Here is a 20458-nt window from a genome sequence, read left to right as displayed (position 1 = left end):
ATATTTTAAATAAAAAATAGCCCTTATCTAAGAGAGTAAGCGCTATTTATACTTATCTATTGACCGTAAGCTATTTAGCTTTGAGCCATTAACTTTTCAATATCTTCAATCGTTTTCACTACATTTTTAGTCAAAATCAAAGGACCTTTTTTCGTAACAACAACATCATCTTCAATTCTTATACCAATACCACGCCATTTTAAATCTACACTTTCATCATCTGGTGCAATATATAATCCTGGTTCGACTGTAACCACCATTCCATCTTCATAATTACGCCATTTTCCATCTATGGTATATGCACCAACATCATGTACATCCATTCCTAACCAGTGACCTGTACCATGCATATAAAATTGACGATAACTTTCATCTTTAATAATGTCTTCTGCTTTCCCTTTCATGATTCCTAAATCAAGTAATCCTTCTACAAGAATTTTAACTGCAGCATGATGTGGTGCTTGATATGAATGACCAATACGGACTTGATCAATCGCGGCAATCTGAGCTTTTAATACTACATTATATAAAGCTTTCTGTTCTTCACTAAACTTCCCATTTACTGGAAAGGTTCTTGTAATATCTGATGCATAAAACTCATATTCACAAGCAGCATCAATTAAAACTAAATCACCATCTTTGAGTTCTTTATTATTTTCAACATAATGTAGGATACATGCATTTTCACCACCGCCAACAATGCTGTTATATGATGGTACACAGCCATTTTTTCCAAAAATATAGTTTAGCTCTGCTTCTAAAGCATATTCCATCATTCCGGGTTCAACAGTTTGCATTGCCCGTGTATGTGCTTGAGCACTAATGTCAGATGCGATCTGCATTAATTCAATTTCTTCAGAGGATTTATATAAACGCATTTCATTTACAATACGATTAAGCTGAATAATCTGTGCTGGAATATGTGCATTACGATAATTTTTTTCAGCTTGCTTGAGCCACTGAGTTACACGAGTATCAAATTCTTCTTGATGCCCAATCCGATAAAAAACTTTATCTTTATTTACCAATTTAGCAATAATTTCTTCATCTAATGTATCAATGGCATATGCTTCATCTGCTTCATAATCATTTAAAGCGCCATCTAGTCCTGCACGATAACCATTCCAAATTTCCATACCCCGGTCACGTTCACGACAAAATAAGGTATAACAATAACCTTCTTCTTCGGAATCAAAAGTTTCAATAACAGCAACTGCTTCAGGTTCTGCAAAACCTGTTAAGTAAAAGAAACTACTGTCTGCTCTATATTTATAATCTGCATCGTTATTACGCATAACTTCAGGACTCGTTGCAATAATTGCAATGCTACGTAATCCAATTTCTGCCGCAAGATGGTCACGACGTTCTGCAAAATAAGCTTGAGTTAATTTCTTCATATAAATATTACTTCTTCACTTCTGATATAAATTAAGGGTCTGTGAATATTCAACAGACCCTAGAATTTCCATTCAATGGTAGATTAAATCTTAGCTAGGTCTATGGGGTGTAAACATCTCAACAACATTCATTGAAGTATCTGCTTTTTTCACAGGTACAATTTTCAATAATGGTGTTTCTTCTAATGGTACTTTTTTACGTCCCATAGATAAACTTACTGGAATTAAGCGAACGAATTCATATAATTCCTGATAGCTTTCTTCGCCTTCTTCATCGTTGTCAGAGTCATCAAACTCTACAGATGCAACATCTTGTAAATGTTCAATCAATTCTTTCTCATCGGCACGTAAATGCCCAGATGCCAAACCAAATCCTAATACAACGCCAGCACACCAATCTGCTAACGCTTGAACACGTTCTGATAATGAGTGCTCATCATCAGGTAATATAGGTAAATAATCTAGATCATCTTCAGTTAAAGCATGTGCTATGTCTTCACCTTCATCAGCTAAGATCGCAATTGCCTCTTCATTAATTTCTGTTACATCTAAAGTTTCAAGAATTTTTAACCACTCTTCACGTGTGGGTGCCTGTGTGACACAAATAATACCTGTAAGCAATCCATGAAGTTCGCTAGGGCTTGAAATTTCTTCAATTGCTGAAAAATTTAGGTCCCAATCTGACCAACCTGAAATATCGTCTTGCATTCGTCTATCCAATCTCTATACTTCTTATATATTACCCTTGTTTACGATACTGTGCGACTACGATATGTTAGAAGAATTACAGCGTCTGCAAGCGCATATTACTGCGCTAAAATCTCGTTTGGCTCAATACGAGTCTAACAACAAAGCCTTAGAAAATGAAAAAGCTCATTCTAATCAACAGCATAAGGTTCAGATTGACTTAAAAACAAGTATCATCAACCAAAAAGAAAAAGAATGTGAGCAATTGGTTGAAAAACTTGAAAATGCGAACTCTAAATTAAAACAATTGAATGAAGATGCAACAGCACTTGCAGATCGCTACAATCGTTTAGAGAAAAGTTGTACTGATTTAAAGAATCGTTTCCAAGAAATATTGGCAGAACGAAATGAATTACGAATTTTAAAAGAAAAATTCCATAATGATCAGCGTCATGCTCAACATGAGATTCAAAATCTACAAAATGAGCGAGATCGTTTACTACAAAAAAATGATCATGCAAAAGCAAAAGTTGAAGCTATTATTCAGCGCCTAAGTATTTTAGGAACTACACAAGATTCTTATACACAAGAAATTCAACAATTAGCTCACCCTGCTGAAAATAATGAGGATGCATAAATGAGCGAACAAATTCCTATTGAATTAAAAGTTCTTGGACATAGCTTCCGTTTAGCGACAACAAAAGAGGCTTCGCCTGATCTTGAACGAGCAGCAGAATTAGTTAACCAACGCTATGATGAATTACGTAGAAAAGCACCACGTATGGAACCCAGTAAACTCATTATTATGGTTGCTCTAGATTTAATGCAAGAAGTACTGTCCATGAATAGATCAATTCAAGAATATGAGCATTGCGAACGTTTGTTAGAAACAATTTTAGAAGACGTACAAGAATTTAATTAATTTAAAAATTTAGCGTTTAAAGAATATTCAAATGATACTTATCCTTACAGAGTTTTACTTGTAAGGATTTTACATGTTTCATTTATTCGTTATACTGTGGCTATCTCTGAGGTGTTCGCCAGCGGGTCTATATCCCTGCCGATACTTAAATCTACGGATTGTGTTCTGCATATTTAGAGTGTATGCCTACCTTCGAGTAGGAAACCCAGCAAGTATGCGTCGCGTCCACCTTGAACTTCTTCGGGTTCAGGGTAACGACATGCAGCGGCATCTTCGGAGTACTTATTTTTATCCTTAATAACAACTTTCTTTATATCTACACCTATTCACATACATAAAATCACTTTTAAAAATTTATGGCATATATTTATTCTTAGAATTCAATTTTTTATCCACGTTTAAATTAAAAAGTAGAATAAATTTATTTATATAAATCAGATACTTTTTGATAAGTCGCAACAACCTTTTTAAAGTTTGCACTTTTATCTGTCGCTTGCATTGCATATAGCTTTTTAGCGCTTGAAGGTGAAATAATTTCAATCTCTGCTAAATCTGCATGCTTCAATACATTTTCATTCAGATGATTATCAAAAGCCAATGTTTTTTCTAGAGCTTCAATTTTTCTTGAAATAAGTTCGGACTGTAAATCTATTTGTTCTTCTTTTCTTTCACATGAAGGAAATACTATTGATAAAAAATCATTCGTTTCAGTAGCAATTAAGTTTGAGAGCGGATTTATTTCTGTAATATCATTGTTATTATTCGTTAAAACAATTTCAGGTACTAGTATGCTCTCAGTAGAGATTAAGCCTATACTTGGATTAGCCACTTTATCAATAATCGTATCTATACTATCAGCTGTATTTAATTTCATAATAATATCCTTTGTAGGATTTAATGCAGAATTTTCATTCACTATTTCTTCTTTGATGTGTTCAATTGCTTTTTGATTTTCATTATCAAATAACTCATTTGCAACAATATATTGACTTTCATGAACTATTTCTAATGATGGATATTCTTTTTGAGTTTTTTCTGTATCATTTTTTTCAGATACCACCACCGTACTTTTCTGTTCAACCTCCAATGACTCTTCTACCAATGCAATATCTATATCTTCCGCATGATTAGAATAAATATTTAGCCCTGTTCCACTATGTACTTCAACTTCAGCACCATTTACCAATACTTCGTGATCATTCTTAGCATCATGTTTTTTACGTGTTAATGAATCAAGCGTAATAGAAAAGTCTTTTAATTTAATAAGTTCGAGATTTTTATCTTCATTTTCTACTTTTTTTATCTCATTATTTTTTTCTTCTAAATGCTCAGACCTCGTATTATTTTTATTTAAAATATTATCTACAGATAATTTATGTCCTAAATTCTGAACACTCACAATGCTTTTCATCAAAACGGTATGAACAAAAATGTATACAATTATCAAAAGAACAATAATAATTGATAAATAAATATATAATTTGCACTTTAATTTATGATTCATATTCTATTTCAGATAGCTAAAAGTTTACTTAACTATCTAATATTAACTAAAAAATATTATTTTTATTAAAGATAAATAAAAAGCATACAATATTTTTTTTATCTTCTGAAAAATATAACATTTTAAAAAAAAATTGAGACCTTTTTATCAAAATTATGCATTTTAAAGGGCACTGTTGCAAATAGGAAAATGAGCTGTAATTTTTGTTTGAATGATGCTTAAATTCCGAAAATTTGATTCACTAGATACATTTCTCATAAGGCATGACCATTACATAAAGAGCTCTTGTGTTATATCGAGTTGCTAATTTTTCAATTTCCTAACCCTTGTGAATTGAAGCAATATCTAAATCTAAAATGAATAGATACTTTTTCTTGGATTCAGATTCATTTTGAGCTAAATCACCAAGTAAATATTCAAGCTATCCAGTAAAAATACGACGATTACATAAGCCTTGAAAAACAAAAGGCATCACAAATTTAAAAGGTGAACTTGATCGAACTGCACTGATGTGATGAGGCTCAATCAAACGCCATGCCCACCTAGCTTTAAAGCATAGTAACATTTTCCCTTCTTAACCCAATCATATTCTGCAGTTTCATTACTGTTGATGCCTGACTCATTGATATAAAAAAATCTGCTTTTCATCATATTTGGCTTTTAATTGAGGTAATAACCATTGAAAGACAGCCCGAAGAATGCTTTCACCCTAAAAATGACGACCATGGAAGGAGTTCATCTACTGAACCTTTAGTTAAAAGACAACTTAGTTTAATATTTGCCGCTATTTGTAACAGTACCCAATTTGGATGGTCTGCCTTTCACAAAAATATTCTTCTTCAATTACTCAACCATTAAATACCTGTATATCACTTAAATTGTGTTTCATAACGCTTTTTTGAATCGATGTATTTCATCCAAAGATTATGCTTAAATATTTTAATTTCTTTGGTACAAATAAACAGTAAAATATAGATCGTTTTTTGACTTATGAAATAGATCTAATATCATTCAAGACTATTTTTAATAAAAAATTTATTAAAGCTATAATTTTTAAAATGATTTAAATACATATCATGGTCGTATTTCTTGTAAAATTTTTTGTGCATTCACATTACCGTTATTTTTAGATAAAAACAACCATTTCAATGCCTCAGTATTATTTTTAGCTACACCTTGCCCCATACTATACATTAATCCTATATTTAATTGTGCTTGATGATGCCCTTTTTCAGCTGCTTTAAACCACCATTCAAAAGCTTTTTTGGCATTTTTACGCGCACCAATACCATTCATAAACATGATTCCTAAGATATTTTGTGCTTCAATATCTTCTTGTAAAGCTGCTTTTTCATACCATTCTAATGCTTTTTCTTTATCTTTCTTGATGCCAATTCCTTGCTCATACATTAATCCTAAATTAAATTGTGATTGGACATTTCCTTGCTCAGCTGCTTTTTGAAACCATTGAAATGCAATTTCATCATTTTTTCCTATATTCTCTTGCTGACTATAAATCCATCCAAGATTATTTTGCGCCTCTGGATATCCTTGTTGAGCCGATTTTTGAATCCAAAATAAAGTTAATTCCTTGCTTTGTGGAATAGTTTCACCTTGTTCATACATCAAAGCCAAGTTAAATTGTGCTTGTGCATTTCCCGAATGTGCCGATTTATAAAATAACTCAAATGCTTTTTTATCATTCTTCTCTATACCTTTACCTTCTTTGTAAAGTATTCCTAAATTATTTTCAGCATCTTTATAATTTTGTGCTGCAGCTTTGCTATACCAATAAAATGCTTTTTGCTTATCTCCTGATAATAAAAGACCTAGATCATAAATTAAACCTAAGTTAAATTGTGCCTGTGCATTGCCTAAATTTGCAGCTTTTTTATACCAATCTATTCCTAGCTGCTCATCTTTTGCGATACCTTCACCATGTAAGTAAATCCAAGCTAAATTATTTTGTGCCGATTCATTCCCTAAATTTGCAGCTTTGCTATACCACTCAAATGCTCGTTGTTTATTCTTTTCGACCCCTAGACCTAAATCGTAAATAACAGCTAAATTAAATTGTGCTCGAGCATAATTTTGCTGTGCTGCTCGCTCATACCATTCAATGGCTTTTTCATCACTCTTAAAAATTCCTTGCCCATTTTTATACATCCACCCCAATGTATTTTGGGCTTCTGGACTACCATTATGCGCAGCTCTACTATACCAAATGAAAGCATTTTGGTAATTTTTCTTAGTACCTTTCCCTTGGTTATACATCCAACCTACATTAAATTGTGCTTCAACATGTCCATTTTCAGCCGCTTTTAAATACCATTTAAAGGCTTGTTCTAAATCAATAGGAACCCCTAAACCTAAATCATAAATTAAAGCTAAATTAAACTGCGCTTTAGCATTGTTCTGATGAGCTGCTTTACTTAACCATTCAAATGCTTTTTGATAATGATTCGGTATATTTTGTCCTTCTATAAATAAAAGACCTAAGTTATTTTGAGCTTCTAAATGATTTTGTTGAGCTGCTTTTAAATACCAGTTTAAAGCATTTTGATTATTTTTTTGTACACCTATGCCTTGCTGATATAACCAACCCAAATTATTTTGAGCTTCAGGATTATTTTTTTTAGCAGCCAAATAAAACCATTGATAAGCAAGTTGGTAATTTTGAGAAGTTCCTTGTCCTTGGCTATATAACCAACCTAATTGATTTTGTGCGTCACTATTACCTTTTTCCGCCTCTTGTCTTACCCACTCAAATATATCTGTATCTTTTTTTAAAAACTTTATTGCACCTAGGTTTCTGGTAGAAATTATTTTATTATTATTTACCAGTACTTTTCTTTGATAAAATGAATCAGATAATCTTGTATTCTCTTTTAAAATATTTTTATCTTGTACATAAATTAAATTTTTAGCATTTTTTGTATCAGCTAAGTTTATATAATTAGAATCATTGAAAGAATAATTGGTTTGATTTGCATACGTATTTAGAATAAAGATATCACAAGAAATAAAAAAAATACTGACATTTAATATTCCCCTAAAATAGTCTACAAACATATCATTCCATGTAATTTTATACTAAACTCATCATATTATAACCCGAATCCTATTTAAACCAATGACTTCATAATTTGAATTATTAGCTTATTCTGCTGAGTTAATTGGTATGTACATAGCGATACATAAATCCCACTTAAAAAAATTGCAATACTTCTAGCTCTACTTGTCATCAAATTATATTGATCTTTCAATAGACTTCTTTCATAAATCATTTTTCACTCAGCTCCAAGTTATAAATTCCAGCACTTAAACAGAATCTCAAGCCAAGCCTTTTTCCTCTATGCCTATAACGCTCCGCAAGAATTTTGAAGGTTTTTAAGCGACAAAATATATGCTCAATACCTATTCTTCTTTTATTGATTTATTGATTTATTGATTTATTGATTTATTGATTTATTGATTTATTGATTTATTGATTTATTGATTTATTGATTTATTGATTATAAAGTTTTAGCTCAGGATCTAATTTACAATGCTTTTTCGCTTTTAAGGGTAATAGGCTATTCGAATACACTTTGTAAATCCATCGATAACCTTTATCTGTAAGTATAAAGGCACCCTCAGAAATCTGATTAAAGTTACTTTTAAAGAGTTCAAAATCATGTATAGCTCCTCGACCGGTACATAACTCAAATTTTTTTGTGTTTGATAGTGAACTATAGCCTGAACTTTGAAAGTATGAGTCTTCTTCTTACCACTGTAAATTTTCTTCTGTTTTTTAGGTCTTTGTATTGGAATTTCTGCGACATCCACGATCACAGCATGCCAATCAATGTCCGATATTCACATCAATAGCTTAAACATAAAAGAATCTGATCCTCTATATTCATGCCTTTCGCTGGAATATGCTTCTGCAATTGCTCAACTATTAAAATAAAATGTTGACCATGAGATGCCGGCATATCACTTAAACTATGTTTCAGAAAGCTTCTTTAAATAGATGTATTTCATTCAAAGAATATGCCTGAATATTTTAATTTCTTGGGCACAAATAAACAGAAAAAGATAGATTATTTTTTGATTTATGAAAGAAATCTATTGTACTTTTTTATTTTTAAAATCAGCATCTTTTATTGTGAATTTTTATATATTTAAATTTAAAACTTAAATAAAAACGCTGTTATGATCTAAATCATAACAGCGTCTGTTGCTAAAAAATTATAATTCCGCTAATCCCATTACACAACTAATTGATTATTTTGCAATAATGTTATCAGATCTGTTTCAAGATTAGTAATTGTTAATACTGTTGTAAAGTTATAGTTTGTGCCTTCACCATCACGGTCAATAGCAACGAAAGTATTTCCATCTTCATTTGATACTTTCACATATTGTAAAAGTTTTTCTGAAGACACATCGAGCTTATAATCACCGTTTAAATCCTCATACAGACCAACTGTTTCAGTGTAATCTGTTAATAGTTCATGAATATCAATAATATCCTGACCTATTTTAAACCCATTTACAATATCTGTTCCATTACCACCAGTTGCATCATCTGCATCTAGAAGAGTGAAGTATAAAGTATCATTTCCTGTATGGTTTTCACCTAAATTATACGTATCGTCACCTTGTCCACCTACAAAATAATGATCACCTTCATCACCACCTGTGAAAACTGTATCTCCACTTCCTGTAATGAATTTTTCAATATTTTCAAAAGTATCTGTATAAACAGTGCCATCCACATTTTTAATTACAGTTTTCGTACTTACATTAATAGAAATTTTGGCATTCAATAAACTGTAATCAAGAATATCTTGACCACCTTGAGCCACCCATTGATTACCATTTTCATTAATGATCCAACCACCACCACCATTGTAGTGATCATTACCTAGAGTACCGTAGAAATGATCGTTATACCCCGTACCGACAATACCAACAGAATTATTATTACTATCATTAATTGCTGTATCTGCTTCTGCAGTTAGCACATATGCTTCGTTTGCTTTACTTGTCGTTAAACCAGTCCAGCTACTATTAATTGTTGCATTATTATAACCACCTAAATTCGCGACACCACCTACATGATCAGTCACACCATTCGTTACACGTAATAACTGAATTGAATAGCTTTCTGTTGCACTTAAGCCATAGAAACTCACTAAGCCCATGCTGTTACTAGAACCTGACGATTGAGGATTAATCAATTGTGTAGAAACTAGTTCACCTGCTGAGTTATAGAGTTTAACGGTATTACTATAGTAGGTATTAATACCATGACCATCAACAATACGAATATTTAGACTTGTACCATCAGCTGCGATATTAGTGTTACGTACAATTGTTGTTGGTGCGCTATTATCCGTTGAAACAACAGCAGCATTTGTACCTGAATGATATAACAATAAATCTAGTGAACCATCCCAGTCATAGTCTACAACGACTGCACCTGTAACATTTGAATATGTTACATCCCCTGTTAAGGATATTGCATTTGCTCCCCATTCATTCGTTCCATTATTCGTATACAACATTGGTGAGAATGGTGAGAAGTTTGAGTTATTAACTTGTGCAGGCACTTCAATCACATCAACCAAACCATCAAAGTTCCAGTCAACCGCAAATGATGTTGCACCTTTATACTCATCACCGAACCAGATTGTATCAGCAATATCAGTCTTAAGTTGTCCTGTGCCATCATTTAAATAAATTCGACTTTCACTACTCGCACGTGTTTGAGTTGTTTTATCAGCACCACGGTTTAAGTATAAATCTAACCAACCATCGCCATTAAAATCAGCCCAAGTCATAGATTGTGATAAGTTACCATAATCATCACCCGCATCTGGCGCAAAAATATACTCTTTCTGAATGAAGGTAAAACCTTCTTCAGTACCCGTATTATAAAGCATACCCATATTTTGGCCATTATTTCGACCACCTGTACCTGTACCGCTACGGTCGATATGAGCTGTAATATCTACAGTACCATTATTATCAATATCTACAGCTCCAATTTCATGCATCACGCTAAGGTTACCACCTGCAAGTCCATCTAGACTAACACCAGTAACACCTGCAGTACCTAAACCATTCATAACAGTTGTTGCAGAAGATGGTGGACGACCGACTTCGTTACCATTATTTTCAGGGCTTAAAACACCTTCCTCATTTTTCAAGAATGAAATTGAATCTGGAGCTGAATCTGCTAAAACAAAATCAAGATACCCATCACCCGTACGGTCATAGGCAATTACACCACCAAGATGGTTCAATGTACCTTGGTTAACAACTTGTGGTAACCACGATCCATCTTCCTGTTGCATCCAATATGCGGTACGACCACTATTACCATAGTCACTTACTTGTGACATCACATCGACTAAGCCATCACGATTGATATCCGCAAAAACGGCAGCATTAACAAAATGTCCATAACCACCACCATTTAAATTATAGCCTGCGCCATTAGTCGTACTTGGCTGTGCTAAATATGCAGAAGTATAGTCTTCAAGATCACCTTCTTGTGTATATACACGACCTGCGTTAGCAGCTCCTGTTCCCGTTGCGGCACGTACACTTTGGAAGAATGACCATGTACCATCTTTACTAATCGTTGCAGCCGCGGCATTAATTCCTCGGCCACCTGCATCTGTTGTTCCACCCCATGTTGCCTCAACAGACTCACTACCCGTATCACTTGATGAAACACCTGTATGAGTAATTGTACTCATTTCAGAAATATTTCCTGCTTTATCCCATACCAAGAATGCAAGATTTAAAGCACCAGCTGGTAAAGTTGTTTCAATTGACCATGCTCCATCGGCATTTACTACAGCTGATGCAATTACAGTATCAATGCCTTCTTGCCACATAGTGTTGTTATTCACATCATTAACTAAAGCAATTGTTGCACCTGCCTCTAGAAGACCATATTTTTCACTATCAAATGTGAAAATTTCAGTCACATCAGTTAAACTGCTTACCTCTGGAGCAAAAGCAATACCTGTTGGTGATGTTAAATCAATAATAATTTTGGCATCTTGCCCCTCGAGTCTTGATGAGTTACCAATACTATTTACAACTCTAAAATTGATATTTATTTCAGTATCATTTTCATATGTTTTATCAAACTGATATGTCCAATCTTTTTGATTTTCGAAAGTCGTAACAGTGTTCCACGTCTCACCACCATCAAAAGATAATTGAATTGTTTCACCAGCTTTTAGCGCTATATTTAAAGACCCAGATATGAGGCTTGGATTAGAATCACGTGTGATTAAGTCATCATTTCTTGCTGTAATCGTATCAGTAAATCCAGATTCAGGAACCCCATTTGCTGTATCGATATCAATATGAACTTCATTTGTAATACCTTCTACAGATGGAGGAATCGTATCAACTGTAATGATAATACTATCACTTGGCTCACTGGTATTACCTGCTGGATTTGTCACCGTATAGCTGATTTCGTTATCACCCTCAGGTAATGGATCAACTGGCGTTAGTGTGCCTTTATCTTTGTCATAAATCGAGGGAACTTCTTCTCCATTTACAATCAGATTCGGTGTATCTCCTTCCGGAACAACCACCACAATGCCTGGTGTATTGTCATCAGTCGTTGTCCCACCTGGGAAGGTGCCTTGGACATCACCCACGTTATCTTCATAACCTGATGGTGCATCTGGTTTTTCAACTGGACTTGTATCTACTGTGATCGTAATACTGTCACTTGGCTCACTGGTATTACCTGCTGGATTCGTCACCGTATAGCTGATTTCGTTATCACCCTCAGGTAATGGATCAACTGGCGTTAGTGTGCCTTTATCTTTGTCATAAATCGAGGGAACTTCTTCTCCATTCACAATCAGATTCGGTGTATCTCCTTCCGGAACAACCACCACAATGCCTGGTGTATTGTCATCAGTCGTTGTCCCACCTGGGAAGGTGCCTTGGACATCACCCACGTTATCTTCATAACCTGATGGTGCATCTGGTTTTTCAACTGGACTTGTATCTACTGTGATCGTAATACTGTCACTTGGCTCACTGGTATTACCTGCTGGATTCGTCACCGTATAGCTGATTTCGTTATCACCCTCAGGTAATGGATCAACTGGCGTTAGTGTGCCTTTATCTTTGTCATAAATCGAGGGAACTTCTTCTCCATTCACAATCAGATTCGGTGTATCTCCTTCCGGAACAACCACCACAATGCCTGGTGTATTGTCATCAGTCGTTGTCCCACCTGGGAAGGTGCCTTGGACATCACCCACGTTATCTTCATAACCTGATGGTACATCTGGTTTTTCAACGGGGCTTGTATCTACTGTGATCGTAATACTGTCACTTGGCTCACTGGTATTACCTGCTGGATTTGTCACCGTATAGCTGATTTCGTTATCACCCTCAGGTAATGGATCAACTGGCGTTAGTGTGCCTTTATCTTTGTCATAAATCGAAGGAACTTCTTCTCCATTTACAATCAGATTCGGTGTATCTCCTTCTGGAACAACCACCACAATGCCTGGTGTATTGTCATCAGTCGTTGTCCCACCTGGGAAGGTGCCTTGGACATCACCCACGTTATCTTCATAACCTGATGGTACATCTGGTTTTTCAACGGGGCTTGTATCTACTGTGATCGTAATACTGTCACTTGGCTCACTGGTATTACCTGCTGGATTCGTCACCGTATAGCTGATTTCGTTATCACCCTCAGGTAATGGATCAACTGGCGTTAGTGTGCCTTTATCTTTGTCATAAATCGAGGGAACTTCTTCTCCATTCACAATCAGATTCGGTGTATCTCCTTCCGGAACAACCACCACAATGCCTGGTGTATTGTCATCAGTCGTTGTCCCACCTGGGAAGGTGCCTTGGACATCACCCACGTTATCTTCATAACCTGATGGTGCATCTGGTTTTTCAACTGGACGTGTATCTACTGTGATCGTAATACTGTCACTTGGCTCACTAACATTACCAGCAGCATTGGTTAAGGTGTAACTTAACTTATGAGAACCATCCGGCAATGCAACAAGTGGCGTTAAATAGCCATTTTCGGCATCATACGTCGATTCTACAACTTCACCGTCAACCAATAGTGTTGGTGTACTACCTTCAGGTGGTGTTGGGATAATCAAACTTGGTGTACTGTCATCCGTTGTTGTACCTGACTCAAATTTTCCTTGTAGATCCCCCACATTATCGTAATAACCTTCAGGGGCATCTGGACGTACGATACCTGAAGCATCGACTGTAATTATAATACTATCACTTGGCTCACTGGTATTACCTGATGGATTTGTCACCGTATAGCTGATTTCATGATCACCATCTGGCAATGGATCAACTGGCGTTAGTGTGCCTTTATCTTTGTCATAAATTGAGGGAACTTCTTCTCCATCTACGATTAATTGTGGTGTATCTCCTTCAGGGACATTCACAAGAATACCAGGACGGTTATCATCAGTCGTTGTCCCACCTGGGAAGGTACCTTGAACATCACCCACGTTATCTTCATAACCTGATGGTGCATCTGGTTTTTCAACTGGACTTGTATCTACTGTGATCGTAATACTGTCACTTGGCTCACTGGTATTACCTGCTGGATTCGTCACCGTATAGCTGATTTCGTTATCACCCTCAGGTAATGGATCAACTGGCGTTAGTGTGCCTTTATCTTTGTCATAAATCGAGGGAACTTCTTCTCCATTCACAATCAGATTCGGTGTATCTCCTTCCGGAACAACCACCACAATGCCTGGTGTATTGTCATCAGTCGTTGTCCCTCCTGGGAAGGTGCCTTGGACATCACCCACGTTATCTTCATAACCTGATGGTGCATCTGGTTTTTCAACTGGACGTGTATCTACTGTGATCGTAATACTGTCACTTGGCTCACTGGTATTACCTGCTGGATTCGTCACCGTATAGCTGATTTCGTTATCACCCTCAGGTAATGGATCAACTGGCGTTAGTGTGCCTTTATCTTTGTCATAAATCGAGGGAACTTCTTCTCCATTCACAATCAGATTCGGTGTATCTCCTTCCGGAACAACCACCACAATGCCTGGTGTATTGTCATCAGTCGTTGTCCCACCTGGGAAGGTGCCTTGGACATCACCCACGTTATCTTCATAACCTGATGGTGCATCTGGTTTTTCAACTGGACGTGTATCTACTGTGATCGTAATACTGTCACTTGGCTCACTGGTATTACCTGCTGGATTCGTCACCGTATAGCTGATTTCGTTATCACCCTCAGGTAATGGATCAACTGGCGTTAGTGTGCCTTTATCTTTGTCATAAATCGAGGGAACTTCTTCTCCATTCACAATCAGATTCGGTGTATCTCCTTCCGGAACAACCACCACAATGCCTGGTGTATTGTCATCAGTCGTTGTCCCTCCTGGGAAGGTGCCTTGGACATCACCCACGTTATCTTCATAACCTGATGGTGCATCTGGTTTTTCAACTGGACGTGTATCTACTGTGATCGTAATACTGTCACTTGGCTCACTGGTATTACCTGCTGGATTCGTCACCGTATAGCTGATTTCGTTATCACCCTCAGGTAATGGATCAACTGGCGTTAGTGTGCCTTTATCTTTGTCATAAATCGAGGGAACTTCTTCTCCATTCACAATCAGATTCGGTGTATCTCCTTCCGGAACAACCACCACAATGCCTGGTGTATTGTCATCAGTCGTTGTCCCACCTGGGAAGGTGCCTTGGACATCACCCACGTTATCTTCATAACCTGATGGTGCATCTGGTTTTTCAACTGGACTTGTATCTACTGTGATCGTAATACTGTCACTTGGCTCACTGGTATTACCTGCTGGATTCGTCACCGTATAGCTGATTTCGTTATCACCCTCAGGTAATGGATCAACTGGCGTTAGTGTGCCTTTATCTTTGTCATAAATCGAGGGAACTTCTTCTCCATTCACAATCAGATTCGGTGTATCTCCTTCCGGAACAACCACCACAATGCCTGGTGTATTGTCATCAGTCGTTGTCCCACCTGGGAAGGTGCCTTGGACATCACCCACGTTATCTTCATAACCTGATGGTGCATCTGGTTTTTCAACTGGACGTGTATCTACTGTGATCGTAATACTGTCACTTGGCTCACTAACATTACCAGCAGCATTGGTTAAGGTGTAACTTAACTTATAAGAACCATCCGGCAATGCAACAAGTGGCGTTAAATAGCCATTTTCGGCATCATACGTCGATTCTACAACTTCACCGTCGACCAATAGTGTTGGTGTACTACCTTCAGGTGGTGTTGGGATAATCAAACTTGGTGTACTGTCATCCGTTGTTGTACCTGACTCAAATTTTCCTTGTAGATCCCCCACATTATCGTAATAACCTTCAGGGGCATCTGGACGTACGATACCTGAAGCATCGACTGTAATTATAATACTATCACTTGGCTCACTGGTATTACCTGCTGGATTTGTCACCGTATAGCTGATTTCATGATCACCATCTGGCAATGGATCAACTGGCGTTAGTGTGCCTTTATCTTTGTCATAAATTGAGGGAACTTCTTCTCCATCTACGATTAATTGTGGTGTATCTCCTTCAGGGACATTCACAAGAATACCAGGACGGTTATCATCAGTCGTTGTCCCACCTGGGAAGGTACCTTGAACATCACCCACGTTATCTTCATAACCTGATGGTGCATCTGGTTTTTCAACTGGACGTGTATCTACTGTGATCGTAATACTGTCACTTGGCTCACTGGTATTACCTGCTGGATTCGTCACCGTATAGCTGATTTCGTTATCACCCTCAGGTAATGGATCAACTGGCGTTAGTGTGCCTTTATCTTTGTCATAAATCGAGGGAACTTCTTCTCCATTCACAATCAGATTCGGTGTATCTCCTTCCGGAACAACCACCACAATGCCTGGTGTATTGTCATCAGTCGTTGTCCCTCCTGGGAAGGTGCCTTGGACATCACCCACGTTATCTTCATAACCTGATGGTGCATCTGGTTTTTCAACTGGACGTGTATCTACTGTGATCGTAATACTGTCACTTGGCTCACTGGTATTACCTGCTGGATTCGTCACCGTATAGCTGATTTCGTTATCACCCTCAGGTAATGGATCAACTGGCGTTAGTGTGCCTTTATCTTTGTCATAAATCGAGGGAACTTCTTCTCCATTCACAATCAGATTCGGTGTATCTCCTTCCGGAACAACCACCACAATGCCTGGTGTATTGTCATCAGTCGTTGTCCCACCTGGGAAGGTGCCTTGGACATCACCCACGTTATCTTCATAACCTGATGGTGCATCTGGTTTTTCAACTGGACGTGTATCTACTGTGATCGTAATACTGTCACTTGGCTCACTAACATTACCAGCAGCATTGGTTAAGGTGTAACTTAACTTATGAGAACCATCCGGCAATGCAACAAGTGGCGTTAAATAGCCATTTTCGGCATCATACGTCGATTCTACAACTTCACCGTCAACCAATAGTGTTGGTGTACTACCTTCAGGTGGTGTTGGGATAATCAAACTTGGTGTACTGTCATCCGTTGTTGTACCTGACTCAAATTTTCCTTGTAGATCCCCCACATTATCGTAATAACCTTCAGGGGCATCTGGACGTACGATACCTGAAGCATCGACTGTAATTATAATACTATCACTTGGCTCACTGGTATTACCTGCTGGATTTGTCACCGTATAGCTGATTTCATGATCACCATCTGGCAATGGATCAACTGGCGTTAGTGTGCCTTTATCTTTGTCATAAATTGAGGGAACTTCTTCTCCATCTACGATTAATTGTGGTGTATCTCCTTCAGGGACATTCACAAGAATACCAGGACGGTTATCATCAGTCGTTGTCCCACCTGGGAAGGTACCTTGAACATCACCCACGTTATCTTCATAACCTGATGGTGCATCTGGTTTTTCAACTGGACTTGTATCTACTGTGATCGTAATACTGTCACTTGGCTCACTAACATTACCAGCAGCATTGGTTAAGGTGTAACTTAACTTATAAGAACCATCCGGCAATGCAACAAGTGGCGTTAAATAGCCATTTTCGGCATCATACGTCGATTCTACAACTTCACCGTCGACCAATAGTGTTGGTGTACTACCTTCAGGTGGTGTTGGGATAATCAAACTTGGTGTACTGTCATCCGTTGTTGTACCTGACTCAAATTTTCCTTGTAGATCCCCCACATTATCGTAATAACCTTCAGGGGCATCTGGACGTACGATACCTGAAGCATCGACTGTAATTATAATACTATCACTTGGCTCACTGGTATTACCTGCTGGATTTGTCACCGTATAGCTGATTTCATGATCACCATCTGGCAATGGATCAACTGGCGTTAGTGTGCCTTTATCTTTGTCATAAATTGAGGGAACTTCTTCTCCATCTACGATTAATTGTGGTGTATCTCCTTCAGGGACATTCACAAGAATACCAGGACGGTTATCATCAGTCGTTGTCCCACCTGGGAAGGTACCTTGAACATCACCCACGTTATCTTCATAACCTGATGGTGCATCTGGTTTTTCAACTGGACTTGTATCTACTGTGATCGTAATACTGTCACTTGGCTCACTGGTATTACCTGCTGGATTCGTCACCGTATAGCTGATTTCGTTATCACCCTCAGGTAATGGATCAACTGGCGTTAGTGTGCCTTTATCTTTGTCATAAATCGAGGGAACTTCTTCTCCATTCACAATCAGATTCGGTGTATCTCCTTCCGGAACAACCACCACAATGCCTGGTGTATTGTCATCAGTCGTTGTCCCTCCTGGGAAGGTGCCTTGGACATCACCCACGTTATCTTCATAACCTGATGGTGCATCTGGTTTTTCAACTGGACGTGTATCTACTGTGATCGTAATACTGTCACTTGGCTCACTGGTATTACCTGCTGGATTCGTCACCGTATAGCTGATTTCGTTATCACCCTCAGGTAATGGATCAACTGGCGTTAGTGTGCCTTTATCTTTGTCATAAATCGAGGGAACTTCTTCTCCATTCACAATCAGATTCGGTGTATCTCCTTCCGGAACAACCACCACAATGCCTGGTGTATTGTCATCAGTCGTTGTCCCACCTGGGAAGGTGCCTTGGACATCACCCACGTTATCTTCATAACCTGATGGTGCATCTGGTTTTTCAACTGGACGTGTATCTACTGTGATCGTAATACTGTCACTTGGCTCACTAACATTACCAGCAGCATTGGTTAAGGTGTAACTTAACTTATGAGAACCATCCGGCAATGCAACAAGTGGCGTTAAATAGCCATTTTCGGCATCATACGTCGATTCTACAACTTCACCGTCAACCAATAGTGTTGGTGTACTACCTTCAGGTGGTGTTGGGATAATCAAACTTGGTGTACTGTCATCCGTTGTTGTACCTGACTCAAATTTTCCTTGTAGATCCCCCACATTATCGTAATAACCTTCAGGGGCATCTGGACGTACGATACCTGAAGCATCGACTGTAATTATAATACTATCACTTGGCTCACTGGTATTACCTGCTGGATTTGTCACCGTATAGCTGATTTCATGATCACCATCTGGCAATGGATCAACTGGCGTTAGTGTGCCTTTATCTTTGTCATAAATTGAGGGAACTTCTTCTCCATCTACGATTAATTGTGGTGTATCTCCTTCAGGGACATTCACAAGAATACCAGGACGGTTATCATCAGTCGTTGTCCCACCTGGGAAGGTACCTTGAACATCACCCACGTTATCTTCATAACCTGATGGTGCATCTGGTTTTTCAACTGGACTTGTATCTACTGTGATCGTAATACTGTCACTTGGCTCACTGGTATTACCTGCTGGATTTGTCACCGTATAGCTGATTTCATGATCACCGTCTGGTAATGGATTGATTGGCGTTAGTGTGCCTTTATCTTTGTCATAAATCGAGGGAACTTCTTCTCCATCTACGATTAATTGTGGTGTATCTCCTTCAGGGACATTCACAAGAATACCAGGACGGTTATCATCAGTCGTTGTCCCACCTGGGAAGGTACCTTGAACATCACCCACGTTATCTTCATAACCTGATGGTGCATCTGGTTTTTCAACTGGACTTGTATCTACTGTGATCGTAATACTGTCACTTGGCTCACTGGTATTACCTGCTGGATTCGTCACCGTATAGCTGATTTCGTTATCACCCTCAGGTAATGGATCAACTGGCGTTAGTGTGCCTTTATCTTTGTCATAAATCGAGGGAACTTCTTCTCCATTCACAATCAGATTCGGTGTATCTCCTTCCGGAACAACCACCACAATGCCTGGTGTATTGTCATCAGTCGTTGTCCCACCTGGGAAGGTGCCTTGTAAATCCCCTACATTATCTTCATAACCTTTTGGAACATCTGGTTTTTCAGGAACAACAACTGGTGGTATATAAGTATCTGTCTGAGCGTCATCTTTATTTTGATGATCAAAAGCTGCTATTGCAGCACCACCTGCAAGTAAAGGCACAACAAAGTTTAAATAATCTGTTTGTTCATATAAAAATGGTTCAATACTTTGAATAGGGTTATATGAAATAGGATTTAAAAGTTCGCCATTTTCCCCAACTATTTTTACCCATAATAATTCTCGAGTATCATCATTTTCTAGCACAAGAGTATTATCTGACTTATTACTATCATCTTTAAAGAAGTTTTCTATTATTATCTTCTCACCAGACATTAATATAATAACTACATTTTTATTTACTTTCTCTATTGCCTTAACATTATTTTTAGCAACATAAACAATAACAACTGTAGCTTCAGTTAATGATATATTTTTCGCATCACCATTATTTAATATCTCATGCGTTTTTTTCGATATTAATTCTACATTCATTTTACACCACCACCCTGAAAAT

The 20458-nt window shown here is 37.4% G+C and carries 8 protein-coding genes, 1 other RNA gene and 1 pseudogene; 3 read left to right on the top strand and 7 right to left on the bottom strand.

Features of this window, described 5'->3' with window-relative positions; genetic code table 11:
- Positions 1-74: 74 nt before the first annotated feature.
- Positions 75-1397 (bottom strand): Xaa-Pro aminopeptidase, encoded by a 1323-nt coding sequence (gene pepP, locus AOY20_RS09560; protein WP_054581645.1) that lies wholly within the window; start codon positions 1395-1397, stop codon positions 75-77.
- Positions 1398-1487: 90 nt separating this feature from the next.
- Positions 1488-2105 (bottom strand): UPF0149 family protein, encoded by a 618-nt coding sequence (locus AOY20_RS09555; protein WP_054581644.1) that lies wholly within the window; start codon positions 2103-2105, stop codon positions 1488-1490.
- Positions 2106-2169: 64 nt separating this feature from the next.
- Here AOY20_RS09555 and AOY20_RS09550 point away from each other — a divergent pair, with 64 nt between their 5' ends.
- The 3 genes from AOY20_RS09550 to ssrS all read left to right on the top strand — a co-directional run bounded on the left by AOY20_RS09550 (position 2170) and on the right by ssrS (position 3290).
- Positions 2170-2721 carry a hypothetical protein gene (locus tag AOY20_RS09550; RefSeq protein WP_054581643.1) on the top strand — a complete coding sequence of 184 codons (552 nt, stop codon included), beginning with the start codon at positions 2170-2172 and terminating at the stop codon, positions 2719-2721.
- The gene (locus tag AOY20_RS09545; protein WP_054581642.1) at positions 2722-3006 is read left to right on the top strand and encodes a cell division protein ZapA; all 285 of its coding nucleotides are present in this window, start codon (positions 2722-2724) and stop codon (positions 3004-3006) included.
- Positions 3007-3106: 100 nt separating this feature from the next.
- Positions 3107-3290: non-coding RNA, 6S RNA (gene ssrS, locus AOY20_RS14530), on the top strand.
- A gap of 137 nt (positions 3291-3427) precedes the next feature.
- Here the strand turns inward: ssrS and AOY20_RS09540 are convergent.
- From AOY20_RS09540 to AOY20_RS09525, 5 genes and pseudogenes are all read right to left on the bottom strand, one after another.
- Positions 3428-4405, bottom strand: coding sequence for a hypothetical protein (locus AOY20_RS09540; RefSeq protein ID WP_144424770.1), 978 nt, complete (start codon positions 4403-4405; stop codon positions 3428-3430).
- Positions 4406-5584: 1179 nt separating this feature from the next.
- Positions 5585-7582, bottom strand: coding sequence for an SEL1-like repeat protein (locus AOY20_RS09535; protein ID WP_054581640.1), 1998 nt, complete (start codon positions 7580-7582; stop codon positions 5585-5587).
- A gap of 53 nt (positions 7583-7635) precedes the next feature.
- Positions 7636-7782, bottom strand: a pseudogene (locus AOY20_RS15245) (IS982 family transposase); the annotation flags it as partial.
- 289 nt (positions 7783-8071) lie between these two features.
- Complete coding sequence (locus tag AOY20_RS15155; protein WP_158319998.1) at positions 8072-8338, bottom strand: transposase family protein; 267 nt, start codon at positions 8336-8338, stop codon at positions 8072-8074.
- Between the two features lie 425 nt (positions 8339-8763).
- Positions 8764-20436, bottom strand: coding sequence for an Ig-like domain repeat protein (locus AOY20_RS09525; protein WP_054581639.1), 11673 nt, complete (start codon positions 20434-20436; stop codon positions 8764-8766).
- Positions 20437-20458 lie beyond the last annotated feature (22 nt).

The organism is Acinetobacter equi (assembly GCF_001307195.1).
GTDB lineage: Bacteria > Pseudomonadota > Gammaproteobacteria > Pseudomonadales > Moraxellaceae > Acinetobacter > Acinetobacter equi.
Note: the sequence above shows the minus strand (reverse complement) of the source record. Positions and strands in the feature narration are given on the sequence as shown.